Below are 26,326 nucleotides of genomic sequence, written 5' to 3' on the forward strand. Positions count from 1 at the left end.
AGGCCGTCCAGCCACCGACGGAACGACCGACCGTTTATATACAATACCGCGGCCACGCGGCCCATGACCATCGACATCCCGTCGTTCGTCCGCTTCGGGGACGACAACGACGGGTGCCGCTGTGACGCGTCGTTTCACCGCCCCGTCGGCACCGGCGTCGACGACCGGGTCGTGCTCGCGGTCGACGCGAGCGACTGTCCAGGACGCGGCGACCTCGCCGCGAACCCGGACTGCCTGTCGACCGTCATCCACGCCCTGACCGACCGCGATGCCGACGTGATCCGGACGAGGCACGCGGGACGGGAGCGGACGTACGCCGGTCGGGCCGCGGCCTGCCTCCTCGCCGCCGGTCGCTTTCGCGAGCAGGTATCGTTCCACGAATCGCGGCTCGCCGAGCGCGTCACCCGTGACCCGGTGGGGGCCGCTCACGAGGCGTCCGGCCGCGCCGGGCCACCACGTCGGATCGTCTCGGAAGTCGGCCTCGAAGCGGCAGTCGGAAACGCGGAACGGACCGCGGACGTGATCCGGGCACACGCGGGTCCCACGGTCGCGTCGACGCGGGTCGCGGCGACGACGCCGGCGGAAGCGGCACTCGTCGATCGGTGGGAGCTGGAGACCGGCGCGACGGTCCGGTTGTACGCCGGCTCGGGCGACCTCGACACCTACCACCTCACACCCCCGGTAGCGGATCTCGATGCGAGCGCCATCGAGACCCTCGAAGCCGCAAAGGAGCGGCTGCTCGCGGACCCCGACGGGGGAAAACGGGCACCGGGTCGTGCGGTGCGAGCGGTGGCGAGCGACGACGACCCGGTCTCGGTACTCGCCGCCGTCCTCCAGCGACACACACACGGATACGGGGTGTTCGAGCACGTGTTCGCCGACGACCGTGTGAGCGACGCGACGCTGTCCGCCCCGGTGACGGAGAACCCGCTCCGCGTCGTGCTCGACGGCGAGCGCTGTCACACCAACGTTCGGCTTCCGCCGGAGGGTGCCGCCACTCTCGCGTCGCGGCTCCGTCGAACGAGCGGGCGGGCGTTCTCCCGGGCGACCCCGACGCTCGACGCGACCATCGAGACGGAGTCCGGACGCGTTCGCGTGGCGGCGACCACCGCCCCGGCGAGCGACGGGCTCTCGTTCACCTTCCGCCGGGGGGACCCCGACGCCTGGACGCTCGCCCGGCTCGTAAGCGTCGGAACGCTCTCGGCCGACGCGGCGGGCGTGTTGTCGCTGGCCGTCGAACGCGGCGTTACCGGTCTCGTCGCCGGCGGACGTGGCGCGGGGAAGACGACGGCGCTCGGCTCGCTCCTGTGGGACCTCCCGCCTGCTACCCGAACAGTCCTCATCGAGGACACGCCCGAGCTGCCGGCGACAGCGCTCGCGGCGGCCGACCGTGACGTCCAGCGGCTCCGGGTCGGGGACGGTGCGGAGCCGTCGCCGAGCGAGGCAGTGCGAACCGCGCTCCGTCTCGGCGGGGGTGCACTCGTCGTCGGCGAGGTCCGCGGCGAGGAGGCGACGGCGCTGTACGAGGCGATGCGTGTCGGCGCTGCCGGCGAAACGGTTCTCGGGACGATCCACGGGGAGGATCCGGAATCGGTCCGAGAGCGTGTGGTCACCGACCTCGGAGTCAGCCGGTCGTCGTTCGCTGCGACGGACCTGCTCGTCGTGTTGAACGACCACCGAGTAGACACCATCTGTGAGGTCATCGATCACGGAGACGACGTCGCGTTCGAACCGCTGTTCGAGCGCTCCGAGAGCGGTTTGCGCGCAACCGGTCGGATGGACCGAGGGGAAAGCCGACTCCTCGAGTACCTCTCACGAGACGGGGAGTCGTTCGCGGCGGCACGAGCGGCCGTGGACCGTCGGGCCGACGCGATCCGCGCGGCGGCCGCCGCCGGACGGATGTCGCCGGATCGGTACACGGGGGCCAAGGGATGACTGAAGCCGGCTCAAGACCTGTCGATCCGGACGGAGGGATCCGATCGGGCAGCGGGATCGGCGACGGCGACACGGCGGACGCGTCCGCCGAGCTCGAGCGGTCGGTCGCGTTCCTCGGCTGGGACGTGACCGCCGACCGGATCGTCGAAGTCGGGTACCGGTTCGGGGTCGTCGCCGGACTGGTCGTGGCCGCGGTCGTGACCCTCGTCGTCGCCCCACCCGCCGGGCTCCTCGCCGGAGCGATCGCAGGGCTGTCGACGACACACGCCACCCATCGGGGGCCCGTCTGGTTGGCGACGCTCCGGCGGACCCGTGCGCTGGGTGCCGCGCCAGGGCTCGTCGGACGGCTGGTGTTGCGGATGCGGCTGGATCCGTCGACCGAGCGGGCCGTCGAGTTCGCCGCACGGACCGGGCGTGGCCCCCTCGCCGAGGCGTTGACACGGCACGAACAGCGCTGTGTGAACGGGCCGACCAGCGGGCTTCGGGCGTTCGCCCGGGAGTGGCGACCGTGGTTCCCGGCGATCGAGCGAGCTGCAACGCTCGTCAGGACCGCCGCGTCAGCGCCGCCGGAACGTCGCGGACGCTGTCTCGACCGCGCGCTCGACGCGACGCTGTCTGGGACGACCGAACGGCTCGCCGAGTTCGTCGGCGCGGTTCGAGGACCGGTGAGCGCGCTGTACGCCTTCGGCGTCCTCCTCCCGCTGGCACTCATCGCGCTGTTACCGGCGGCCGCCGCCGCCGGCGTCCCGATCCGTCCGGGGCTCGTCGCGCTGTTGTACCTGGGTCTCCTGCCCGCAGGGTTACTCGCGGCCGCCGCGTGGTTGCTCTCGCAGCGGCCGGTGGCGTTCCCGCCGCCAGCCATTGACGGAAGCCACCCGGACGTACCACGTCGGCTTCCACACGCGCTTGCGGTCGGAGTCGTGGGAGGTTCCGTCGCGGCCGTCGTCGCCGGCTGGGCGGTCGCCCCCTGGGCAGCACCGATCGGGGGGATCGGCGCTGGGGTCGGTGCGGCGCTCGTCGTCGGTGTTCGGCCCCGGCGGGCGGTCCTGTCCGAGGTCAGGGCTATCGAGTCCGGGCTCCCCGACGCGATGACCGTGATCGGCGGCGACGTCGCGGAGGGCGTCGCGGTGGAGCAGGCAGTCACGAACGCCGGGACGAGACTCGACGGCGCGACAGGAGCGGTTTTCGAGCGGGCCGCCCGGCGGAGCGACACGCTCCGGGTCGGCGTTCGGGAGGCGTTCGCCGGGACAGGCGGGCCGACCGCGACGGTTCCATCACCGCGGGTACAGGGAGCGGTCGCGCTGCTCGCCGTCGCCGCACGCGAGGGGCGACCGGCAGGTGACGTTCTCCTCGAGCTCGCCGACCAGATCGAACGACTCCGCGAGCTCGAACGCGACGCGAGACGCCAGCTTGCAACGGTGACTGGTACCCTCTCGAACACTGCCGCGGTGTTCGCTCCGCTCGTCGGCGGCGCGACGGTCGCGCTGGCGACGGGAGTGGACACGGTCGGCGTCGGGGGACTGGGCGCTGCGAGCGGCGGGGTCGGTGACGTGGGCGTCGGGATGAGTGGGATCGATGGCAGAGGTGGGGACGCGTTCGGCGGAACGGACGGCACGAGCGACGCGACGGCGGGGGCGGAACGGGAGGGTGGAGACGCGCTCTCCGTCCCGGTTCTCGGCCGGATCGTCGGGGCGTACGTGCTCCTCCTCTCGGCGACGTTGACCGCCCTGGCGACGGGCCTCGAACGCGGGTTCGACACGACGCTCGTCGCGTATCGGATCGGGATCGCGCTCCCGACCGCGACCGCGACGTACTTCGTGGCGTTCGTCGGTGCGACGGCGTTGTTGTAGTGGGCTCGTGGTCGTCAAGTGCGAAGAGCTCGATCCGATCCGGTTTCGGGGAGAACATCGATACGGTGTCCCGGGGGCGATCTTTTAAATACGAAACCGCGGCCACCGGGCGTATGTTCGAAACGCAGCTGGACGCGACCTACGCGTGGCTCGGCCTCGCAGTGGTGAGCGTCGCGACGGCCGGCGTGGTCGCCGCGCTCCCCGCGTCGCCGCCGCCCGACGCGGCGGGCGTCGCTCACACGATCGATTCCGTCGCGGACGGCGAGTACGTCGCGACTGCCGAGCACGGCCTCGCGGCCGACCGGATCCGCCTCACGGATCGGCGTATCGAGCTCGCCAGTGGTGGGGCGACCGCCCGAGCGACGCTTCACGGCGGGCCGGTAACGCCGGTACTCGCCGAGGGATCCGGCGGGGACGACCGATTGCGGAGCGTTCTCGACGGCGTTCCACCGGATGCCGTGTTCGACGACCCGGAGGCGTTCGCTGCCGCCGCCGCCGACGCACGGACAGGTGGTCAGGAGTGGCGTGCCGCGCCCGACCGAATAACCGTCAGACAGGTCCACTACGAGGGGTACCGTGCCACACTCGTCGGATGAGGCGTTCGGGGCGGCCGACCGGGGTGCCGTGGAGCCGATCGCCGCCCTCGTTGCCGTCCTCGCCGTCGGTGCCGCCCTCGGACTGTACGTCGGCGCCCTCGACGCCGCGGCGAGCGGGACGACCGGCGGACAACACGACGCGACGGCCGTGCTCGACCGAATCGAGCGTGACGTGACGGTCGGCGGCGTCGTCAGACCCGACCGCCTCGGTAGCATAGGCGGGACGCGAGCGGAGGCGACCGTCGAGCTGCGTGCAGGAGGCGAGACGTGGAGAACACGGACCGGTTCGGACGCCGTCACTGATGGCGGTGGGAGCGACCCGCAGTCGCTTCCAAGCGCGGAGAGCGCGGTAACGGTGCGGGTCGGGCCGGGCGAGAACCTCCCCGGGAGGCTTCGCGTGGTGGTGCACGGATGACGAGTACGGTGCTCGACGTGACGGTTCTGTTGCTCTGTGTCTCCGCGAGCGTCGTCCTCGTCGGCGCGGCCGACGATCGTTCGGCACCCAGCGGTCCGGAGTACACCGCGACCGACGCCGCCGACCGGCTCGTCACCGAGACCGCGACGGTTGCGTATCCGGTGCCCGGAACCGACGGTGGGTCGCGAACGGTCCACGCGACGCTCGTCGAGCTGCTTACGATGGCGGCCACTGCCGACGGGACGGCGGACCCGGCGATGACGGACCGGTTCCGGCACCGAGCGCTCGCGACGGTCGCCGATGCGTTGGGGCAACGAACTCGCGTCGACGTGCGACACGTTCGTGACGTCACGGACCAGCCTCGTTCGGAACCGGGTGATCCGCCGGTGTCGATGCGGTGGGGGTCCGGCGTGGGGCTCGTTCGCGGGAACGACGGGAACGATGCGGCGGACGAGGGTCCAGAAGAGTACGATCCGGTCGCCGTCGGCGACGAGCCGCCGGTTGGGAAGTCGGTGACAGTGGTCGTTCTGACACATCCCGGACCGGATCGGTTCGAGTCGACGGGAGCCGACGACCGGTTCCACGTCGTCGTCCGGGTGTGGTGACGATGAGGGAGTTCAACGAGGACACCAGAGCACGGATCCCGTTCGCGCTGATCGGCGTGTTGCTGCTCGTGACGAGCGCGGCGTACGCTGCTGGCTTGGCCGACCAAGGGCTCGTGAGCGAGGATCGAAGCGTCGAGCGAGCGGTCGAACGCGTCGACGCCGACACGACGGCGGCGTTGAAACGTGCGGCCCGGGAGGCCGCTCACGACGCGGCCGCGGAGCCGGTGACCGACGCACCAGGGGACGCGTCCGGGACCGTGGACCCCGGCGCGACGGCCGCGGTCCGACCCGGTTCGGCGTTCGAGGACGCCTTCCGGATCCGGATCGCGCTCGCCGCCGAGGCGTCGCTGTCGGCGGTCGAGACGGAAGTGAACGGCGTCTCGGCGACGGCGGCGTTCGTCGTCCGGGAGGACGGTATCGGATCGGAGGACCTCCGGACCGCACGGGAGCGGATCACGGTCGAGCCGGTCGCCGACGGGACTGCGACGCGAGTCACGTTCGAGGATGTGACGGTGACCGCGACGCGGGACGACCGTACTGTCGCCGAAGAGACGGCCGACCGGACGGTCGTCGTCGCCGTCCCGACGCTCGCCGCACACGAGCGGACCGAGCGGTTCGAGGACCGACTGAATCGTGGCCCGGTCGAGGGCGCCGGCCTCGGCCGACAGCTGACCGCGAGTCTGTATCCCATGACGTGGGCACGGGGGTACGCACAGTACGCGGGCGCACCCGTCCGAAACGTCCTCGCGAACCGACACGTAGAGCTGTCGACGAACGCCGGGATCGTCCGGACACAGCGGGACGTGTTCGGGGAGAGCGACCCGGGCGCACGCGGCGGCGTCGCCGCGGCGACCGCGAGAACCGGGGTCGCGGACCTGCTCGCACCGACCGCGCTCGACGAGTCGGCGTGGTCCGACCTCGTCGTCGACACGCCCACGCCGACCCGCGGCACGGGTGACGACGGGTTCGTCGCCGCAGCGGGACACACGGACGAGACGACGACCGTCCCGGTGGGCCACGCTGCGGACGTCGCCGCGGTCGAGACCTACGAGGGGGTCGAGACCGGTATCGAGGACAGTTACCGGGTCGAGGCGACGCTCGAAGCTGACGCCGAGCGGGTCGTGAACGGTGGCGTCCCGCGTCCACCACGGCCGGACACTGCCGAAGAGGGCGAGTGGGTGCGAGTCGACACCACTCACGACGAGACTGCCAGCGTCGTGGGTCACGACGCGGTCCCGAGTGGGGTGCCGTCAGGGACCGTCACTCCCGGGGAGACCGTCGATTTCGGAACGACGATGCGCGAGGTCATCGTCGAACGCACGGCCAGCCGAACGTGGGAACGGGTTGTCGTCGTCGACGACGAGGACGACGCTGACAGCGAAAACGGCGCTGACAGCGAAAACGACGCTGACAGCCAAAACGGCTCCGATAACAGGGAAGACGACGGGATCGGGCCGGTGATCGACGGCGGCGGATCGACACACGTCGGCGTCGTCGCGAACGTCGATCGGGCCCCGAGACCCGAGACGAACGCGGGACCGACGACCGTTCACAGCACCCAACCCGAACGGGAGGTCGCCGAGCGGACGACGACGAGTGCAACCGTGACCGACCGGTACCACGCCGTCATCTCCGTTTCGGGCGCCTACGCACCGGTCGATGGCGCGCCGGATCGCCCGACCGCAACGTTCGGAACGGGCGGAAGCGGCGGACCGGACCTCACCGGAACGCCGTCTACAGCCCGCTCGACGCTCGGCGTCGAGACGGCTGTCGGCGTCGAGGACGCCGCTCACGACGCCGTCATGTCGGATAGCTTCGAACGTACGACCGTCGTGTTCGGAGAGCCGTCGTCGGGGGCCGTCGATCGGATCAGGGCGGACCTCGACGGGCTACGAACCGACGTGCGAGCGATCGATGCGACCCTCTCGATGGAGTCGGTCGCGGCCGGCGAGGCCGGTACCCATGGGGCGCTCGCGGGAACCGTAAGGGAGCGTCGAGCGGAGCTCCTCGCGGCACCGAACACGTACGACGGGGCCGAGGACCGCGCCCGGGTCGCCGCCCGCGCTGCGTACCTTGCCACCGTCGTCGACGAGCTGGAATCCGCCGCTGACGACGACGAAGCAGCGACCGACGGGTTTCTGGACCGAGTGGAGAGCGCCTTCGACGGTCCGTCACTCGGAGAGATACTCGCCAGCCGCGAGGCCGCCCGCGACACCCGGCGGTATCGCGTCGGCGAGGAGGGGCCGGGCGGCTACGTGCGGTTCACGCCGGACGGCTCGCCGGGGTATCTCCCGCGAACGCCGGTCGACGGGGCGACCGTCGAGGCGGTCGACGGGACGACGACTCGGCCGCTCGCCACGCGCAACCTCAACTACGTGACCGTGCCGTACGGCGATGTCGCCGGCGGAATCACCGACCGGATCCTCGGGACGGAGGACACGGTCGGGATCGGCGTCGCCGGGCGGGCGTTGTTGGCGGCCGACGACTCGCTTGCAGGACGGAACGACCCGGATCTGGAAGCCGACAGGGACGTGCTCGCCGACCGGATCGAAGCGTCGCGATCCGTGGTCGACGACCGCCTCGAGTCGACCCTCGCGGACCGGACGTCGCTGACACGCGAGGAGCGGGCGTCGGTCCTCGCCTCGGTCGCCGGAACGTACGACTCCCCGGGGGCGCGAGCGGTCGCGATCGGCGATGGGGGGTACGCGGATCGGGTGGCCGACGAGGCAGCGAGAACAGGGTCGCTTTCGGCGGGGGAGCGAGCGACACTGACCGCACGGCTCCACGTCACGCTTCGGACGGCCGCCGGACGGGACGCCGTCAGGATCCCAACCCGGTTCGTCGACGGGCCGACCGAACGAGTCCGCGAGGAGGTCCGCGGCGAGATCGAGGGGGCGGTCGAGGAGGGCGCGTCGCGGGTGGGCGAGGAAGCCGCCGAGCGATGGGCGCCGAAGCCGGTTCGGAGCGTCGGGGCGGGGCTTCCGGTCGCGCCGGTGCCGGGGTACTGGGTCGCGACTGTTAACGCCTGGCGCGTGGAGGTCCGCGGCGAGTATCCGCGGTTCACGCTTCGGGCGGACGTCGGGGAGCCCGGACGACCCTTCGAGTACGTTCGCGAGGAGGCGACGGTGACAGTGTCCGTGGATGGCGACCCGATCGAGCTCGGGAGTACCAGGCCGGTCGCGTTCGAGACGGGGACGATCGTCGCCATTGCGGTTCCGGCGGGCCCACCGGGCGTCGGCGACGTCGACGGCACCCGCGACGAGACCTCCGCAGGGTGGTGATCGTCGGCCCGGGAGAAGAGCAGGACACAACGAGGCGGGATGGGCTCAGACCGGTCCCTGACCGGTCCCTGACCGGTGGCGTTTTGAGACGGGACCACCGATCGACGGTATGTTTCACGAGATCGTCGACGAGTCGGACGTGACCGGGAGGTCGGACGACGACAGCGACGGGACGATCGAGGCTGCGGCGTTGTTGGCGGCGTTCGAGGCGGCGCTCGCGGACGCGATCGACGCGGCGGGTCGCGACCGAGTGGTCGCGGAGACGTCGCTAGACGAGGAGACAGTCGACGCGACCGCCACCGGAAACGTGGGTGACCTCACGCTTGAGGAGGGAGTGTCCGTCCTCGCGGCGGCGAACGATCGCGAGCCGGACCCGATGGTCGCCGAGCTCCGCGATCACCTCCTCATGGGAATGGTAACGGCGGTGCTCGACGTCGACACGATCGCGGCATCGATCGACGCCGACCTCACCGGACAGGAGGTTCAACAGGTGTTGGAGGGCCGCGCCGCGATGACACTCGAACAGCTCGCGCAGGTCATGGCCGTCATCGAGGGTCGAAAGCCATGAGGATCGTCGTCGTCGGCTGCGGCTACGTCGGGCTCGAACTCGCCGAGCAGCTCGTGGCTCGGGGCCACGACGTGACTGGCGTCCGCCGATCGGACCGTGGGCTGGAAGCGGTCGAGGCGGTCGGGGAGGCGGTCGACGGATCTGTGGGGGATGAGTCGACAGGCGGCACGAGCGGAGCGATCGGCTCCATCGACGCGGTTAGAGGAGATGTGACGGAGCCGGGGACGCTCCCGGCGCTTCCGGATGCGGACGCCGTCGTCTTCGCCGCCAGCTCCGGCGGCCGGGGTGCGGACGCGGCTCGGGCGGTGTACGTCGACGGGCTCCGGAACGTTGTCGAGGAGTACGGGAGCCGTGCCGCACCGCCGGGCCGGCTGGTGTACACCTCTTCGACCGGTGTGTACGGCGACCACGGGGGCGAGCGGGTCGACGAAGGGACGCCGATCGATCCGACGACGGAGAAGACGCGAGTGCTCGCGACCGCCGAGGAGGTCGCGCTGTCGGAGGCGGCGGATCACGGGATCGACGGGACCGTCGCCCGGTTCGCGGGGTTGTACGGCCCGGACCGGTATCGCTTACGACGCTACATCGACGGTCCCGTCACGGCCGGCTATCTCAACATGGTCCACCGTGCGGACGCGGCGGGCGCGATACGACACCTCCTCGAGACCGACCGAGCGCGGGGAGAGCCCGTCGTCGTCGTCGACGACGAGCCGGTCGACAAACACGCGTTCGCCGACTGGCTCGCCGACGAGTGTGGCGTCACCCGGCCCGAGAAACGCTCGAAGGACGAGCGGATCGCCGACGGCGACCTCTCGGCGGCCGCCCGGCGACGGATCCGGACGAGCAAGCGATGCTCCAACGACCGACTCCGGGCGCTCGGCTACGAGTTCGCGTATCCCACGTACCGCGAGGGGTATCGGGACGCGATCACCGCGTTCCGTGCGGATCACGGGACAGAGAAGGTCTGAAACGGTATTCTACAGGTATCGGTCGGTCGAAGTATCCACGAACCTTGATGTATCGGCGGCGAGTGCCGTCTGACGTATGTGGTCATTAGGGACGGTGAGCGAAACGCTCTCCGGCGCGGAGACGTTCGTCCGTGAGAACCCGGAGCTGACCGCCGTGGCGGTGTTGGCGGCAGTCGCCGTCGTCGCGAGCACGTACGCACTTCTCCGCGCCCGTCGGCCACCGGGTGTCTCGTTCCGTCGACTGCTGGCCGACGAGGAAGAGGTCACCGTCCTCATGCATCCGAACCCGGATCCGGATGCGATGGCGGCCGCAGTCGGGATCGCGTCGCTCGCCGACCAGCTGGACGTAGGAGCGACCGTTCAGTACCCCGGACAGATCCGACATCAGGAGAACCGGGCGTTCCGAACCGTCCTCGACCTCGAACTGGATCGGATCGACCACGTCAGCGACCTCGCCGCGGAGACCGTCGTGCTCGTCGATCACAACGAGCCACGGGGATTCGGCGGCGCGGACGGGGTGTTGCCGACGGCGGTCGTCGATCACCACCCGGGAGACGGTGCCGGCGACGAGTTCACGGATGTTCGGACCGACTACGGCGCGACCGCCTCTATCGTGGCGGAGTACTTCGACGACAACGGAGCTGTTCCGGTGCCGCCGGACAGACACGCGAGCGAGACCGACGGCGACTTCGCTCTGTCGACACGGGCCGCCACCGGTCTCCTGTACGGGATCCTGGCGGACACGAAACACCTGACCGTCGGCGCGAGCGAGCCGGACTTCGCCGCCGCGGCGTACGTGTACCCCGGCGTCGACCAGGACCAGCTCGACCGGATCGCGAACCCCGCCGTTGACGCGGAAGTACTGGAGGTGAAAGCACGGGCGATAGCCGGGAGACAGATCGAGGGGTCGTTCGCGGTGGCCGACGTCGGCGGGGTGAACAACGTGGACGCCATCCCGCAGGCCGCCGACGAGCTGATCCAGCTGGAGGGGATAAGCGCCGTCGTCGTCATCGGTGAGCGCGACGGGACGGTACACCTCTCGGGACGGTCCCGCGACGACCGCGTTCACATGGGGAACGCCATCGACGCCGTGCTCTCCGAGGTCGAGAACGGCAACGGCGGCGGGCACTCGCGGATGGGTGGCGGCACGATAACACCGGAAATCGAACCGACCGGGGAGGAGGCGCTCGAAACGGTCGACCGTGACACCCTCTCGAACGACCTGTTCCGGGCGATGGCCGGCGACGTCTGATCGGCGGGACGCGCGGGACGAGCGTCGACCGAATCGTTGTCGACCCAACGGTTAAGACGAAACCCGTCGATCGGGCGGTATGGAGTTCGGATCGGTCGACGACAGCTGGCGGACGCTGGTGGGGGTCGGGCTCGGATACGTCCTCGCGACCGGGCTGATACTCATCGGGTTCTTTTTATTGCCGTACTTGGTCCTCAGCGCGTTGTAGCGAATCGGGCGTCGACCGGGTGGAAACGGATGTGGAAGCGGGAAGAGAACGGGAAGGAAAGACGCGAAGCGGAGTGAGGCAGGGCAGTGCGGATCAGGCGAACGCCAGCGAGTCGTCGGCGTCGCTCGCGTCGTCCTGTTTGAGCTTCTCGTGCGCCTCGAGGAAGTCGGAGAGGGTGACCTGCGTCCGGTCGTCGCGGATGGCGAACATCCCGGCTTCGGTGCAGATCGCCTTGATATCGGCACCGGAGGCGTCCGGCACGTTCTCGGCGAGCTGCTCGAAGTCGATGCCGTCGGCGAGGTTCATGTTGCGGGTGTGGATCTGGAAGATGATCTCCCGGCCGGCGGTGTCGGGTTTGGGGACCTCGATGAGGCGGTCGAAGCGGCCGGGACGGAGGATGGCGGGGTCGAGCATATCGAACCGGTTGGTCGCGGCGATGATCCGGACCTCGCCGCGCTCGTCGAACCCGTCCATCTCGCTGAGCAGCTGCATCATCGTCCGCTGGACCTCGGCGTCGCCGGAGGTCTTCGAGTCGGTCCGTTTCGAGGCGATGGCGTCGATCTCGTCGATGAAGATCACCGCGGGCTGGTTCTCGCGGGCGACCTCGAACAGGTCGCGGACGAGCTTCGCGCCCTCGCCGATGAACTTGTGGACGAGCTCGGAGCCGGCCATCTTGATGAACGTCGCGTCGGTCTCGTTAGCGACCGCCTTCGCCAGCATCGTCTTCCCCGTCCCCGGCGGACCGTACAGGAGCACACCGCTCGGTGGCGTGATCCCGACATCCTCGAACATGTCGGGGTGTTCGAGCGGCATCTCGACGGTCTCGCGGACCTCCTGCATCTGGTCTTCGAGCCCGCCGATGTCGGCGTACGTGACGTCGGGCGAGTGCTCCACCTGCATCACCCGAGCACGGACATCCGTCTCCTTCTCCAGCTTCTTGACGACCGACAGCGAGTTGTTGACCGCCACCCGATCGTCCGGATCGAGCGTCTCGCGCATCTCGTCCGTGATCTCGGTTAACGCCTCCTGGTTGTTACCGTGCTGTTTGATCACGGCACCGTCCTCGGTTATCTCTTGGACGGTCGCTACGAACAGCGGCGACTGTTTGAGCTTCTTGTTCTCGTGGGTGAGCCGCTCGAGCTTCTGCTGGTACTTGTTGTTCTCCGCGTTCGCGTCGAGGAGCTTGTCGCGCATCTCCTCGTTCTGGGACTCGAGCACCTCTAGCCGGTCTTGGAGGGTCTCGATCTTTTCCTGTCTCGTCGCCGACCCCTCATCGTAGGGCATATCGACGTCGTCGACGGTGTCACTCATTACGTCAAGCAAGGCGTCTCGCGGATAAGAGGCTTCGGGTGGGGAAACCGATGCACACGAAAAAGCCATATTTATGCTCCAAAGTAATTAGAACGGATAGTAAATATTATTTAACGGCATGAACTACTGGAGGACACGTATGAGCACTACGGACGCAGTCGCCGCCGACGACGTCACGGACCGGTGGGAAGGGGTACGCGACCTCCCGCCGAGCGCGAAGCTCGTCGCGAAGGTCCTCGATTACAACGACACGCTGACCCAGAGCGAGCTCGCCGAGGAGACGCTGCTCCCGCCACGAACCGTCCGGTACGCGCTCTCGCGGCTGGAGGAGGAGGACGCGGTCGACTCGCGCTTTTCGTTTACCGACGCCCGCAAGCGACTCTACTCGCTGTCGGTGTGAGCCCGGTGGGTGAGCACGGGGACGGTCTCGGATCGGGGCGGCCGAGAGTATAAATCCGATACCGCGCCAGGGAGCGTGTGGTCTCGACCGACGACGTCAAGCGGGCCCTTTCGGCGCTAGCGACGCGAACCGACACCGCGAGGCGGCCGTACGCGGCCGTTATCGACGAGGCCGACGCCGCACGAGACGATCTCCAGCGGGCGGCCGGGTTCGTCGAGGCCGTCGGGCTCGATCGGCTCGACGAGGCGATCAGGGACGCGGAGCGGCACGGGCGCGTCGATCTCGCCGAGCGTGGCCGCGTGGCGCTCGAGTCGTACCGGCGGTTTCGGGCGGCGACGAGGGAGACGGCGACCGTTACGTCGACGGCGACAACGACGCCAGGAGAGGCGGCGACGACGGATCCGACACCGCCCCGGAACCCCTAAACCCGATACGGGCCAATCGTGGAGCGATGACACGGGTGATCCACACCGGCGACACCCACATCGGGTACCAGCAGTACCACTCGCCGGTCAGACGCCAGGACTTTCTCGACGCGTTCGGAGCCGTCGTCGACGACGCGATCGACGGCGACGTCGACGCCGTCGTCCACGCGGGCGACCTCTTTCACGACCGTCGCCCGGAGCTCCCCGACCTGATGGGGACGATCACCGTCCTCCGCCGACTCGACGACGCCGGGATCCCCTTCCTCGCGGTGGTGGGGAACCACGAGTCGACCCGCGGGGGACAGTGGCTCGACCTCTTCGAGCGGTTGGGGCTCGCGACACGGCTCGACGACGAGCCGGTGACGGTCGGTGACACCGCGTTCTACGGGCTCGACCACGTCCCCGTCTCGCGCCGCGACGAGCTGGAATACGCGTTCGAGCCGCACGACGCCGACTACGCGGCGCTTGTCGCCCACGGACTGTTCGAGCCGTTCGCACACGCCGACTGGGACACCGAGACGGTGCTGACCGAGAGCGACGTGGCGTTCGACGCGATGCTCCTCGGCGACAACCACAAACCCGATCGGGCGACGGTCGCCGACACGTGGGTGACGTACCCGGGGTCGACGGAACGCGCGAGCGCGAGCGAACGGGAGGGACGCGGCTACAACCTCGTTCGGTTCGACGAGGCCGCCGCGGCGGGCGACGACCGCATCGAGATCCGGCGACGCGCGCTCGACACCCGCGAGTTCGTCTTCGTGAGCGTCGAGCTCGGCGAGGGAGAGGGGGAGGCTCGCGTCCGCGAGCAGGTCCGACAACACGACCTCGCGGACGCCGTGGTGCTCGTCGAAGTGACCGGCGACGGCGACCCGATCACCCCGGCGGCCGTCGAGGAGTTCGCGGCTGACGCGGGCGCGCTGATCGCCCGCGTCACCGACAGACGAACGGTCGAGACGGACGAGGCGGTCGACGTGAGCTTCGCCGATCCCGAGGACGCGGTTCGTGAGCGGATCGAGAGGATGGGCCTGTCGACCGCCGCACTCGACGTCGATGCGACGGTTCGTGACGACGGCGTCGCCGACGCGAACGTCCGGGAGACGGTGAAGTCGGCGGTCGAGGAGCGACTCGACGATCCGGGAGCGTTCGAGCCGGCCGAGGACTCGATGTCCGACGGGGACGAGAGTGACGAGGACGCGGAACCCGACGCCGGTAAGCACGCGGAACCCGACGCCGGTAAGCACGCGGAACCCGACACGGATGGGACGCACACGGGTGAGACAGGAGCGGACGACGGGACGGAGTCGACGGCGGAGCGGGATGAATCCGCCCCGGGCGCCGACGGCCAGGTGTCGATGGAGGACTACCTATGAGGTTCGACCGGATCCGGCTCTCGAACTTCAAACCGTACGGTGACGCCGACCTCCAGTTGACGGAAGGCGTCACGGTCATCCACGGGATCAACGGCAGCGGGAAGTCCTCGTTGCTGGAGGCGTGCTTCTTCGCGCTGTATGGCTCGAAGGCGCTCGACGGTACCCTCGACGACGTGATCACGAACGGCGAGGAGGAGACGGAAGTCGACCTCTGGTTCACCCACGACGGCGTGTCGTACCACGTCTCTCGCCGGTTGCGAGCGTACGACGACCGGGTCGACCACGACTGTACCCTCGAGGCGACCGCGGGGAGCGACGTAACCCGGGACGGTGCGACCGCGGTGCGCCGGTTCGTCACCGAGCTCCTCCGAATGGATGCCGACGCGTTCGTCAACTGTGCGTACGTCCGACAGGGGGAAGTGAACGCACTCATCAACGCCAGCCCGAGCCAGCGACAGGACGTCATCGACGACCTCCTCCAGCTCGGGACGCTAGAAGAGTACCGCGAGCGCGCCGGGGACGCCCGCCTCGGCGTCGAGGACGTGTTGAACGCCAAACGGGCAGTGTTAGAGGAGAAGGAGAAACGCATCGAAGAGAAAGAAGAGAAGGGGCTCCACGACCGGCTCAACGGGCTCGAGAGCGAGCTGTCGGAGCTCGACGATCAGGTCGACCACTACGAGACCCAGCGCGAACAAGCGACGGAGACGCGGTCGGAGGCCGCCGAGACGCTCGCAACGTACGAGGAGAAACGCTCCGAGCTGGCGACCGTCGAGTCGACGATCGAGTCGATCGAGGAGTCGATCCGCGAGACGGAGCGGGAGCGCGAAGAGCACCTAGAGGCGGTCCGGGAGGTACGCGAGCGGATCGACGAGCGGGAGGCCGCGGTCGACAACGCCGTCGAGGCCGCCGGGCTCGACGCCCCGACGGCGGCAGCGATCGCGGATCGCCGGTCGACGCTGGCCGACCGCGAAGCCGAGGTCCGCGAGACGCTCGACGACCGGCGGGTGGCAGCCGAGGCGTTCCGAAACCAGGCGACGAACCTGGCTGGGAAGGCGGACGACCTCGCCGAACGGGCGGCGGAGGCCGGATCCGAGGCGGATCGACTCGCGGACGAGGCGGACGAGGCGGAATCCGAGGCTGACGAACGGGAGGCATCCATCGAGGAGCTCCGCGAGGAGGCCGAGACGTTGCGCGCACGCTTCGAGGCGGACGCGGCGGACGATCCGGAGGGGAGTCCGAGCAGCGACAGAGACGATGGCGATAGGGGCAATAGCAACGGAGACGCCGACGCGTTCTCACCCGTGAGCGTCACGCCGGAGACCGTCGCCGAGCGACGGGAGACGCTCCGGGAGCGACGAGGCGAGCTGCGTGAACGGATCGCGGAGCTGTCCGCGGAGCTGAAGAACGCCCGGGAGCGGGTGGCAGAGGCCGAGGAACTGCTCGCGGCGGGGAAGTGCCCGGAGTGCGGACAGCCCGTGGAGGAGTCGCCGCACGCGACGGGGATCGACGAGGACCGCGAGCGCGTTGCGGAGTTGGCGTCGTCGCTGTCCGGGGCCCGAGAGCGGGAGGAAACGCTCGACGACCGGATCGCGACGCTCGACGAGCTGGTCGAGGCGGCCGAGCGGCTCGACGAGATCGACGGGACCGCCGAGATGCTACGCGAGCGGGTGGAAGAGAAGCGGGCGGAAGCGGCCGAGAAACGGGAAGCAGCGGCGGAGGAGCGCGATCGTGCCGCCGGGCTCAAGGAGCGTGCGGACGAGACGCGCGAGGTCGCCGAGGGGAAGCGCGAGGAGGCCGAGGCGGCCGCGGCGGCGGTAACGGAGCTGGAGTCGGAGCTCGATGAGATCGATACCGCCCGGGAGGCCGTGGACGCGGTCGAGGAGCGGCTGGAGTCGATAGCCGAGCTCGAAGACCGGATCGAGCGACACCGGGAACAGCGCGAGAACCTCGAAGCCGTAAACGACGAGCGTCGGGACCGGCTCGCCGACAAGCGGGAGCGGCGAGACACGCTTCGGGAGGCGGTCGACGAGGAGGCGATCGAGACGGCAAAAGAGCGGAAACGGGAGGCCGAGGCGTACCTCGAACGGGTCGACGAGGAGCTCGAGGAGTTGGCCGAGAAGCGGACCGAGCTTCAGAACGCGATCGGCGGCGTGCGCGGCGAAATCGAGGGGTTGGAGGCGCTTCGCGAGGAGCGGTCGTCGCTCGCGGCCACCGTCGACTCCCTGGAGTCGCTCCACGAGGAAACCGCCGAGCTGGAGGCGACCTACGGGGAGCTGCGTGCGGAGCTGCGCCAGCGAAACGTCCGCGAGTTAGAGCGGACGCTCAACGAGACGTTCGAGCTGGTGTACGGCAACGACGCCTACTCGCACATCGAACTGGACGGCCAGTACGCGCTGACGGTGTACCAGAAAGATGGCGAGGCGCTCGAACCCGAGCAGCTCTCCGGCGGCGAGCGGGCGCTGTTCAACCTCTCGTTGCGCTGTGCGATCTACCGGCTGCTCGCGGAAGGGATCGAGGGGGCCGCGCCGACGCCGCCGCTGATCTTAGACGAGCCGACGGTGTTCCTCGACTCCGGACACGTCTCGCGGCTCGTCGACCTCGTCGAGGAGATGCGCGGATTCGGCGTCAGACAGATCCTCATCGTCAGCCACGACGACGAGCTCGTCGGGGCCGCCGACCAGCTCGTCACCGTCGAGAAGGACCCCCGAACGAACCGGTCGACGGTCACCCGCGAGGACGCGGCGGGACTCGACGTCGCGTCGCTCGCCGACGATTGAGCGGGAGACGGATGAGTGGTGGACGCCCGAACGGCGGACGTGGACACGTCGGCGTCCGGCGCGCCGATAGCGCCCGGCACGCCGGCGGCGGACGAGCCACCGCCGCCAACGACACAGTACATAAGTGCCCGAACCCGGGTGTGGAACGTCAGACCAGGAACGAGGACGAACAGCACCGACGCTCCCGCCATAGGCCCCAGCTGGGGCGTTGTCCTCGACGCTCGTTCGGGCGGTTGTGTATCCGGGATCACGAGAGTCCGGCCGCTGTTTATAAGCGGTTCCGCGGTCGAGCGTCGGTCATCACTGGCCCCCGTCTCGCCCATCCGTGGCTGGAGATGCTTCCGGGGGAGGCTGGTCCTCGCGCCGTTCGCTCACGACTCGTGTGCGTCGGCGGCGACCGCCCCGCCGCGTAACAGTCGGACCGCGTCCTCGGCGGCGGGCGTCGCCGCATATCCGCGCCGTCCCGCGACGTCGGCCTCCTCGATCAGTCCCGCGACGCGGAACTCCGCGAGTCGGCCGTGAACGTCGGACTCGCACATGTCGTACGCCATGACCTCGACGGCCGACAGCGGTCCGGCGTCGACGAGTTCGACGAGCAGCCCGAGTGACCGATCGTCGTGGACCGACCGGACGACTCGTCGAACGGGGGCCGGCACGCCGCGCGCCGCCGTGGCCAGTGGTGACTCGCCGTCGACGACCTCCAGATCCGCGTTCGCGACGTACCGCTCGTCGCCCGTCTCCGGGTCACGGACTCGGCTCGAGTCGTCGGACCGCTTCACGAGGAGGTACGTGTCGCCGTCGGCGTCGCGAACCGTCTGCATGCGGGTGAGAAGGTCCTCCGAAGGGATTACCGTTCCGGGCGGTCGGTGTCCCTGTCGCTGGGGTCGGGATCCGAGTCCCCGTCGCTGGTGCCCGTGTCGGTGGGAAGCGGGTCGGACTCGGGTCCGGGGTCCGACTCGTCGTCTTCCTCACGCGCCCGGTCCCATGCACGATACGTCTGATACGTTCGGATCCCGGCGAGCACACCGACGACGAGCAGGGCGGGGCCCAACCGGTCCCATCCCTCGAAGAACCACACCATCGGGCCGAGAAAGACGAAGAGCAGCGCGACGTTCGCGTAGATCACGGCGACGACGAACGCACGGAGCGTGTGCTTGTCGACGTCGCCGGCGGCGTCGAAGTCGCCGCCCTCGTCGAACGTCTTGACGGAGGGGGCTTTGGGTGCCTCCGGCGTCATCTTCCGCTCCGCGTCGGAGCTCTCGCCGAAAGACACCTCGCCCTCGTTTTCCTCGTCGAAGGGGAACACGGCCGTGCTACGCCGCGCCGGGTCAAAGGAGTTGTGTCCCGGTTTCCGCCGGAAACGCGGGCGAACGGACAATCGGTCCGACCGGAGGGATCAGGCCGCGTCGGCGAGTCGGACGGTTCGGCTCGCCTCGACCCACGCGAGCGGATTTTTCGCGTCGAAAAGCACCACGTTGCCGTCGTCCTCGTACGCCTCCACCTCGGCGTCGGCGTCGCTACCCGTGCGGTGCGTCCCGTGTTCCCCGTTCGGGTTCGAGGGCATAGACCGTGGTAAGTCGTGACACAATATATGCCTTTCCGTGGCGGGTCGTTTCGCCGCCCCGGGGATCGTGGCCCGATAGAATCGTCTTCGGTGACCGGAACCTCCGCTCGCATCGTCGGCCGAACGCCGAGTTTTTTAGCCGGGTACGCCGAAGTCACGGTATGACTCAGTCGGGGCTCACGGATTTTTCGTCGGCCGGTGACGCGGACGACGACGGCGGCACCGACCGCGACGACCTCGCCGCCGAGGAGGCGAGGGTCGTCACCGGTTCCGGTGGCGGACGCGTCAGCGACGTGATCGACGTCGACGAGGCGAAGTTCCCGGACTCGACCGGTACGGTCGAGCTGATGATCACCCAGATCGATTACGCCGTCGAAGGGTACGGGAGCGACGAGTATCCGGTCGTCCACGTGTTCGGTCGACGACCGGCGGAGAACGTCAGCGGGGACACCGACCACGACACCGTCGAGCATCTCCGGGTGCTGGGCGTCGAACCGTACTTCTACGTGCCGACCGCCGAGCTCGACATCGACCCCGTCGAGGAGTACGACGTGGTCATCGGCACCCGGGAGTCGGACCCCGACGGCAACGCCTACGAGAGCATCCGCGGCGAGCCGCTCACTCGGATCGTCACGCGGACGCCTCGCGACGTCGGGAACATCCGCGACGACTTCGCGACCACTTTCGAGGCGGACATCCTCTTCCCGAACCGGTTCCTGATCGATAACGGGCTCAACGGCGGGATACGGGTCGAGGAGCGTCGGCTCGACGACGAGGAGACGATCCAGGTCCACGAGGGGCACCTCGAACCCGCCGACGTCGACGCCGAGATGCGGGTGAACACCTTCGACATCGAGGTCGACGACCGGCGGGGGTTCCCGGAGGACGGCGAGGAGCCGATCATCTGTCTCACGAGCCACGATTCCTACGACGACGAGTACGTGGTCTGGCTGTACGACGCGCCCGAAGCGACGGTGCCCCCGCCGGAAGACCTCCCCGACTACGAGGGGATCGTGGAGAGTGACGACGACGGCGTAGTGCTCGATTTCCGCGTTGAAACGTTCGAGGCGGAGGACGCGATGCTCGACGCGTTCGTCGAGTACCTGGACGAGAGCGACCCGGACGTGCTAACGGGTTGGAACTTCGAGGACTTCGACGCGCCGTATCTCCTCGATCGGATGGAGGAGCTGGACGACGAGAGCCAGTACGACCTCTCGGTCGATCGGCTCTCTCGGATCGGTGAGGTGTGGCGTTCGGGGTGGGGCGGCCCCGACATCAAGGGGCGGGTCGTCTTCGACCTGCTGTACGCGTACAAGCGAACGATGTTCACGGAGCTGGAGTCGTACCGCCTCGACGCGGTCGGCGAGCGCGAGCTCGGCGTCGGCAAGGAGCGGTACGCCGGCGACATCGGCGACCTCTGGGAGCAGGACCCCGAGCGGCTGTTGGAGTACAGCATCCGCGACGTCGAGCTCTGTGTCGAGATCGACCGGGCACAGGACGTGATCGCCTTCTGGGACGACGCCCGGAAGATCGTCGGCTGTAAGCTCGAGGACGCGACGACGCCGGGCGACGCGGTGGATATGTACGTGCTCCACATGGCGTACGGGAACTTCGCGCTCCCCTCGAAGGGGCAGCAGGAAGCCGAGGAGTTCGAGGGGGGTGCGGTGTTCGACCCGATCTCCGGGGTTCGTGAGATGGTGAGCGTGCTGGATCTGAAGTCGTTATACCCCATGTCGATGGTGACGATCAACGCGTCCCCGGAGACCAAAGTCGATCCGGCGGAGTACGACGGCGAGACGTACCGGACGCCGACGGGGGTCCACTTCCGGAAGGAGCCCGACGGTATCATCCGGGAGATGGTGAACGAGCTCCTCGACGAGCGCGAGGAGAAGAAAGCGCTCCGGAACGAACACGACCCCGGGACCGAGGCGTACGAACAGTACGACCGACAGCAGGGAGCGGTGAAGGTGCTGATGAACAGCCTGTACGGCGTGTTCGGCTGGGACCGGTTCCGCCTGTACGATCGCGAGATGAGCGCCGGCGTCACGTCGACGAACCGTGAAGTGATCGACTTCACCGCGGACGTGACGGCGGAGATCGGGTACGAAGTGACGTACGGGGACACTGACTCAGTTATGCTTTCACTAGGGGAGTTAGAGAAGAAAGATGCCATCGACGCCTCCTTCGAGATAGAAGACCACATCAACGACCGCTACGACGACTTCGCGCACGACCGGTTGAACGCCGAGGACCACCGGTTCCAGATCGAGTTCGAGAAGCTGTACCGCCGGTTCTTCCAGGCCGGTAAGAAGAAACGGTACGCGGGCCACATCATCTGGAAGGAGGGGAAAGACGTCGACGACATCGACATCACCGGGTTCGAGTACAAGCGCTCGGACATCGCACAGATCACGAAGGAGGTCCAACAGCACGTGATCGAGACGATCGTTACCGGCGACGACATCGACGAGGACCTCGAAGCGATCGAGACGTACCTCACGGACGTGATCGACGACTTCCTCGCGGGCGAGCTCAGCGTCGAAGAGGTCGGGATCCCCGGGGGGATCGGCAAACGGCTCGACGCGTACGAGACGCCGACCGCACAGGTCAGGGGCGCACAGTACGCGAACGAGCTGTTGGGAACGAACTTCGGCAGCGGTTCGAAGCCGAAACGACTCTACCTCAAGAAAGTCCACCCCGACTTCTGGGAGCGGATGGAGTCCGAACGCGGACTTGACCCGCAGCGCGGGGGATTATACGGGGAGTTCAAACGGGATCCGGACGTGATCTGCTTCGAGTACGCCGATCAGATCCCGGAAGAGTTCGAGATCGACTGGGAGAAGATGCTCGATAAGACCCTGAAAGGCCCGATCGAGCGGGTCATAGAGGCCTTAGGGACCTCTTGGGAGGAGGTCAAAACGGGACAGGAACAGACGGGGCTCGGGTCGTTCATGTAAGAAACGAGAACTCGGTTTTCGATCGTCGAAAGAATTATTCTACTATTCGTGATTTTGAACGGGTAAATGCGTAACCATTAACCGCTGGAACCCCCACTGTTTCGGTACGAGGCTCAACCCTACAAATGGCAACTCTCGAGATCAGCGACCTACACGCACGGGTAGCGGAAGAGGGCGGAGAACGGATCCTTCGGGGCGTCGACCTCGAAGTCGATTCCGGCGAGATCCACGCGCTCATGGGACCGAACGGCTCCGGCAAGTCCACGTTGGCAAAAGTGATCGCTGGCCACCCGGCCTACGAGGTCACCGGCGGGAGCGTCACCCTTCACCTCGAAGACGCGGACCTAGCGGACATCGAGGCGACGCTCGACGACGAGGACTATCACTGGGAGCTCCTGGAGATGGAACCGAACGAGCGCGCGGCGCTGGGTATCTTCCTCGGCTTCCAGTACCCCGCGGAAATCGAGGGTGTCACGATGACGAGCTTCCTCCGACAGGCGCTCAACGCCAAGGCCGAGGAGCGTGAGGAGCTGTTCGAGGACGAAGAAGAGGAAGCGGCGGAGTCGGAGGCCGACGACACCGGCTACGACACCTCCCCCATGGAGGGCCCCGCGGACGACGGCGAGATCGGCGTCGCGGAGTTCCAAGAGATCCTCTCCGAGAAGATGGAGCTGCTCGACATGGACGAGAAGTTCATGCAGCGGTACCTCAACGCCGGGTTCTCCGGCGGTGAGAAGAAACAGAACGAGGTCCTCCAAGCCGCGATGCTCGAACCCGTCATCGCCGTCCTCGACGAGATCGACTCGGGGCTCGACATCGACCGCCTCCAGGACGTCTCGAAGGGGATCAACGCGCTCCGCGACGAGCAGGGCACGGGCGTCCTCCAGATCACCCACTACCAGCGGATCCTGGACTACGTCGAACCGGACCACGTCCACGTCATGCTCGACGGCGAGATCGCCAAGAGCGGCGGCGCGGAGCTGGCCGAGAAGCTCGAGGACGAGGGGTACGACTGGGTTCGCGAGGACGCGTTCGAAGCCGCGTAACGACACGTGATTACGCAACAACCCTATACAACCGGAAACGAAAGCTAACGACATGAGTTCACAAGACCACCTGAAGGAGACCGACACCGAGGCTCGCTTCGAGTTCAAGAAGGAGGAGAAATCCGCCTTCAAAAGCGAGAAGGGCCTCACCGAGGAGACGGTCCGCGTCATCTCGGAGGACAAAGACGAGCCGGAGTGGATGCTGGAGCGTCGCCTGCGCGCACTCGAACAGTTCCAGGCGATGCCGATGCCCACCGACTGGCCCGAAGCACCCGATCTCAGCGAGATCGACATCGACGAGATCGTTCCCTACATCCGGCCGGACGTCGAGGTCCGTGGCGGCGTCGACGACTGGACCGACCTCCCAGACGAGATCAAGGACACGTTCGACAAGCTCGGCATCCCCGAGGCGGAGAAGAACGCGCTCTCGGGCGTCGGCGCGCAGTACGAGTCCGAGATCGTCTATCAGAACATGCAGGAGCAGTGGGAGGAGAAGGGCGTGATCTTCTGTGACATGGACAAGGCCGTCCAGGAACACGAAGAGCTCGTCAAGGAGTACTTCATGACCAAGGCCGTCCCCCCGAGCGACAACAAGTTCGCGGCGCTCCACGGGGCGATCTGGTCCGGCGGCTCGTTCGTCTACGTCCCCGAGGACACGACGGTCGAGATGCCGATCCAGGCGTACTTCCGGATGAACTCCGAGGGGATGGGCCAGTTCGAGCACACGCTCATCATCGCCGAGGAGGGCTCGGAGGTCCACTACATCGAGGGCTGTTCCGCACCGAAGTACTCGGCGTTCAACCTCCACTCCGGCGGTGTCGAAGTGTTCGTCGGCGAGGATGCCCACGTCCAGTACTCGACGGTGCAGAACTGGTCGAAGAACACGTACAACCTGAACACCAAACGAGCCATCGCCGAGAAGGGCGGCCGGATGGAGTGGATATCCGGCTCGATGGGGTCGAAGGCGACGATGCTGTACCCCTCGACGATCCTCAAGGGCCGCGGCGCGTCGGACAACCACATCACCATCGCGTTCGCCGGCGAGGGCCAGGACATCGACACGGGCGCGAAAGTGTATCACAACGCGCCCGAAACCAAGTCCACGATCGAGTCGAAGTCGATCGCGAAGGACGGCGGCCGCACCAACTACCGCGGGCTCGTCCACATCGCGGACGGCGCGGAGAACTCCTCGACCGCGGTCGAGTGTGACGCGCTGATGTTCGACAACAAGTCCACCTCGGACACCATGCCGTACATGGAGATCAACGAGTCGAAGGTGGACGTCGCCCACGAGGCGACCGTCGGCAAGATCGGCGACGAAGACATCTTCTACCTCCAGTCCCGCGGTCTCGACGACGACGACGCGAAGCAGATGATCGTTTCGGGCTTCATCGAGCCCATCACGGAAGAGCTGCCCATCGAGTACGCCGTCGAGCTCAACCGGCTCGTCGAGCTCGAAATGGAGGGCTCGCTCGGATAACATGAGCACGCAAGCAATACAGAGCCTCTCGGAGGACACGGTGCGGCGCATCGCGGAGGAACGTGACGAGCCCGAGTGGCTCTTAGAAACCCGCCTGAACGCGCTCTCGGCGTTGGAGACGGCGGAGCTGCCGGACGTCATCCAGACGCCCGGGCGGCGCTGGACGGACCTCGAGGCGCTGGACTTCGAGGCGCTCGTCGACCCGCTGAATCAGTCGGACACGACTGAGCGCGCCGGCGGCGATGACGACGTCGTCGTGTTACCGTTCACCGAGGCGTTCGACGAGTACGGCGACGTGCTCGAGTCGAACTTCGGCAGCGTGCTCGACCCCGAGCACAACTACCTCACGGCGCTGTCGGTGGCGCTTTTCACCACGGGTACGTTCGTCTACGTCCCCGAGGGCGTCGACGTCGAAGACGTGACGGTGCGCGCGGAGATGAACTCCCGCTCGCTGTTCAGCCAGACGCTCGTCGTCGCCGAGGAGTCGTCGTCGGTGACGATCCTCGAATCGATCGAGTCGGGCGAGAGCGACGTGAGCGGCGACCGCTACTTCTCGAACCTCGTGGAGGTCGTCGGCGGCGAGAACGCCTCCGTTCAGTTCGGGTCCCTCCAGAACCTGGACGACGACACCTACACGTACGCGCTGAAGCGCGGACGCACGGACACGTACGCGACGATCGACTGGATCGAGAGCAATTTCGGCTCGAAGCTCACCCGGTCGGACGTCGAGACCGAGCTCGCCGGCGACGGCTCCGAGAGCCAGATCGTCGGGACGTTCTTCGGCACCGAGGACCAGCACTTCGACATCAACGCCCGCGTCTGGCACGAGGGCGAGCACACGACGGCTGACCTCGTCACCCGCGGCGTGCTCGACGACGTCGCCCGCTCCGTGTACGAGGGGGTTCAGGACGTCGGCGAGGATGCGTGGAGCACGTCGAGCTACCAGCGGGAGAACACGCTGATGCTCTCGGACGACGCCGAGGCCGACGCGTCGCCGAAGCTCATCATCCACAACCACGACACGGAGGCGTCCCACTCCGCCACCGTCGGACAGGTCGACGCGGAGGACCTGTTCTACCTGGAGAGTCGCACGATCGACTCGCGAACCGCACGGAACATGCTCGTTGAGGGCTTCTTCGTGCCGGTGTTAGAGGAGATCGCGGTCGACGAGTTCCGCGACGACGTCGAGGAGCTCGTGTTGAAACGCCTGCAGTAGCTCGCCCGCTGCGTTTTTCGGTTCTTTCAGCGACTCCGGTAGCAAGCAGCGCCGGCTGCCGGTCGTAAGTACGTGGGTCGGCCCCGGGCGAGAAAAGACCGA

Annotated in this window: 22 protein-coding genes; 18 read left to right on the plus strand and 4 right to left on the minus strand. The window is 67.9% G+C overall.

The genetic code is table 11. From position 1 onward, the window contains the following. The first annotated feature begins 63 nt into the window (after positions 1 to 63). The 10 genes from ACZ5TV_RS06140 (at position 64) to ACZ5TV_RS06185 (ending at position 11,678) form a co-directional block, all read left to right on the plus strand. Complete coding sequence (locus ACZ5TV_RS06140) at positions 64 to 1,935, plus strand: ATPase, T2SS/T4P/T4SS family (RefSeq protein ID WP_464384244.1); 1,872 nt, start codon at positions 64 to 66, stop codon at positions 1,933 to 1,935. Beyond that, positions 1,932 to 3,785 (plus strand): type II secretion system protein, encoded by a 1,854-nt coding sequence (locus tag ACZ5TV_RS06145; protein ID WP_464384245.1) that lies wholly within the window; start codon positions 1,932 to 1,934, stop codon positions 3,783 to 3,785. Before ACZ5TV_RS06140 ends, ACZ5TV_RS06145 begins: the two co-directional genes overlap by 4 nt. A gap of 113 nt (positions 3,786 to 3,898) precedes the next feature. After that, positions 3,899 to 4,381 (plus strand): DUF7283 family protein, encoded by a 483-nt coding sequence (locus tag ACZ5TV_RS06150; RefSeq protein WP_464384246.1) that lies wholly within the window; start codon positions 3,899 to 3,901, stop codon positions 4,379 to 4,381. Continuing rightward, the gene (locus ACZ5TV_RS06155) at positions 4,362 to 4,796 is read left to right on the plus strand and encodes a DUF7285 family protein (RefSeq protein ID WP_379783631.1); all 435 of its coding nucleotides are present in this window, start codon (positions 4,362 to 4,364) and stop codon (positions 4,794 to 4,796) included. Before ACZ5TV_RS06150 ends, ACZ5TV_RS06155 begins: the two co-directional genes overlap by 20 nt. Beyond that, positions 4,793 to 5,401 (plus strand): DUF7284 family protein, encoded by a 609-nt coding sequence (locus ACZ5TV_RS06160; protein ID WP_379783629.1) that lies wholly within the window; start codon positions 4,793 to 4,795, stop codon positions 5,399 to 5,401. Before ACZ5TV_RS06155 ends, ACZ5TV_RS06160 begins: the two co-directional genes overlap by 4 nt. Positions 5,402 to 5,403: 2 nt before the next feature. Further along, positions 5,404 to 8,682, plus strand: coding sequence for a DUF7286 family protein (locus ACZ5TV_RS06165; protein WP_464384247.1), 3,279 nt, complete (start codon positions 5,404 to 5,406; stop codon positions 8,680 to 8,682). A 109-nt stretch (positions 8,683 to 8,791) separates the two neighbouring features. Next, the gene (locus ACZ5TV_RS06170; RefSeq protein WP_379782369.1) at positions 8,792 to 9,250 is read left to right on the plus strand and encodes a DUF5791 family protein; all 459 of its coding nucleotides are present in this window, start codon (positions 8,792 to 8,794) and stop codon (positions 9,248 to 9,250) included. After that, positions 9,247 to 10,218 (plus strand): NAD-dependent epimerase/dehydratase family protein, encoded by a 972-nt coding sequence (locus tag ACZ5TV_RS06175; protein ID WP_379782367.1) that lies wholly within the window; start codon positions 9,247 to 9,249, stop codon positions 10,216 to 10,218. Before ACZ5TV_RS06170 ends, ACZ5TV_RS06175 begins: the two co-directional genes overlap by 4 nt. A 76-nt stretch (positions 10,219 to 10,294) precedes the next feature. Beyond that, entirely contained in the window at positions 10,295 to 11,470 is a 1,176-nt protein-coding gene (locus tag ACZ5TV_RS06180; RefSeq protein ID WP_379782365.1) for a DHH family phosphoesterase, read from the plus strand. Between the two features lie 79 nt (positions 11,471 to 11,549). Then, a complete protein-coding gene (locus tag ACZ5TV_RS06185; RefSeq protein WP_379782362.1) occupies positions 11,550 to 11,678 on the plus strand; it encodes a hypothetical protein in 129 nt (42 codons plus the stop codon). A gap of 93 nt (positions 11,679 to 11,771) precedes the next feature. On the opposite strand, the gene pan1 is transcribed toward ACZ5TV_RS06185, so the two are convergent. Then, entirely contained in the window at positions 11,772 to 12,989 is a 1,218-nt protein-coding gene (gene pan1, locus ACZ5TV_RS06190; RefSeq protein WP_464384248.1) for a proteasome-activating nucleotidase Pan1, read from the minus strand. Between the two features lie 139 nt (positions 12,990 to 13,128). Between pan1 and ACZ5TV_RS06195 the strand changes: the two genes are divergently transcribed. From ACZ5TV_RS06195 to ACZ5TV_RS06210, 4 genes are all read left to right on the plus strand, one after another. Then, positions 13,129 to 13,389 (plus strand): MarR family transcriptional regulator, encoded by a 261-nt coding sequence (locus ACZ5TV_RS06195; RefSeq protein ID WP_379782360.1) that lies wholly within the window; start codon positions 13,129 to 13,131, stop codon positions 13,387 to 13,389. A gap of 77 nt (positions 13,390 to 13,466) precedes the next feature. After that, positions 13,467 to 13,814 (plus strand): hypothetical protein, encoded by a 348-nt coding sequence (locus tag ACZ5TV_RS06200; RefSeq protein WP_379782358.1) that lies wholly within the window; start codon positions 13,467 to 13,469, stop codon positions 13,812 to 13,814. Between the two features lie 26 nt (positions 13,815 to 13,840). After that, a complete protein-coding gene (mre11, locus tag ACZ5TV_RS06205) occupies positions 13,841 to 15,184 on the plus strand; it encodes a DNA double-strand break repair protein Mre11 (protein WP_379782356.1) in 1,344 nt (447 codons plus the stop codon). Then, positions 15,181 to 17,961 (plus strand): DNA double-strand break repair ATPase Rad50, encoded by a 2,781-nt coding sequence (locus ACZ5TV_RS06210; RefSeq protein ID WP_464384249.1) that lies wholly within the window; start codon positions 15,181 to 15,183, stop codon positions 17,959 to 17,961. Before mre11 ends, ACZ5TV_RS06210 begins: the two co-directional genes overlap by 4 nt. A 371-nt stretch (positions 17,962 to 18,332) precedes the next feature. Here the strand turns inward: ACZ5TV_RS06210 and ACZ5TV_RS06215 are convergent, their stop codons facing one another. The 3 genes from ACZ5TV_RS06215 to ACZ5TV_RS06225 form a co-directional block, all read right to left on the minus strand. Then, a complete protein-coding gene (locus ACZ5TV_RS06215; protein ID WP_379779356.1) occupies positions 18,333 to 18,782 on the minus strand; it encodes a DUF7346 family protein in 450 nt (149 codons plus the stop codon). A 26-nt stretch (positions 18,783 to 18,808) separates the two neighbouring features. After that, entirely contained in the window at positions 18,809 to 19,267 is a 459-nt protein-coding gene (locus ACZ5TV_RS06220; RefSeq protein ID WP_379779354.1) for a DUF7322 domain-containing protein, read from the minus strand. A gap of 90 nt (positions 19,268 to 19,357) precedes the next feature. Continuing rightward, positions 19,358 to 19,525 (minus strand): DUF7331 family protein, encoded by a 168-nt coding sequence (locus tag ACZ5TV_RS06225; RefSeq protein WP_379779352.1) that lies wholly within the window; start codon positions 19,523 to 19,525, stop codon positions 19,358 to 19,360. Positions 19,526 to 19,686: 161 nt separating this feature from the next. On the opposite strand from ACZ5TV_RS06225, the gene ACZ5TV_RS06230 reads away from it, so the two are divergent. The 4 genes from ACZ5TV_RS06230 to sufD all read left to right on the plus strand — a co-directional run bounded on the left by ACZ5TV_RS06230 (position 19,687) and on the right by sufD (position 26,224). After that, positions 19,687 to 22,482 (plus strand): DNA-directed DNA polymerase, encoded by a 2,796-nt coding sequence (locus ACZ5TV_RS06230; RefSeq protein WP_379779350.1) that lies wholly within the window; start codon positions 19,687 to 19,689, stop codon positions 22,480 to 22,482. A gap of 125 nt (positions 22,483 to 22,607) precedes the next feature. Next, a complete protein-coding gene (locus ACZ5TV_RS06235; protein WP_379779348.1) occupies positions 22,608 to 23,528 on the plus strand; it encodes an ABC transporter ATP-binding protein in 921 nt (306 codons plus the stop codon). 52 nt (positions 23,529 to 23,580) lie between these two features. Beyond that, positions 23,581 to 25,008, plus strand: a complete 1,428-nt coding sequence (sufB, locus tag ACZ5TV_RS06240; RefSeq protein WP_379779346.1) for a Fe-S cluster assembly protein SufB — start codon at positions 23,581 to 23,583, stop codon at positions 25,006 to 25,008. A 1-nt stretch (position 25,009) separates the two neighbouring features. Continuing rightward, on the plus strand, positions 25,010 to 26,224 hold the full coding sequence (gene sufD / locus ACZ5TV_RS06245) for a Fe-S cluster assembly protein SufD (protein ID WP_379779344.1): 1,215 nt from the start codon (positions 25,010 to 25,012) through the stop codon (positions 26,222 to 26,224). The last annotated feature ends 102 nt before the right edge of the window (positions 26,225 to 26,326 follow it).

The organism is Halorubrum tibetense, assembly GCF_055396225.1.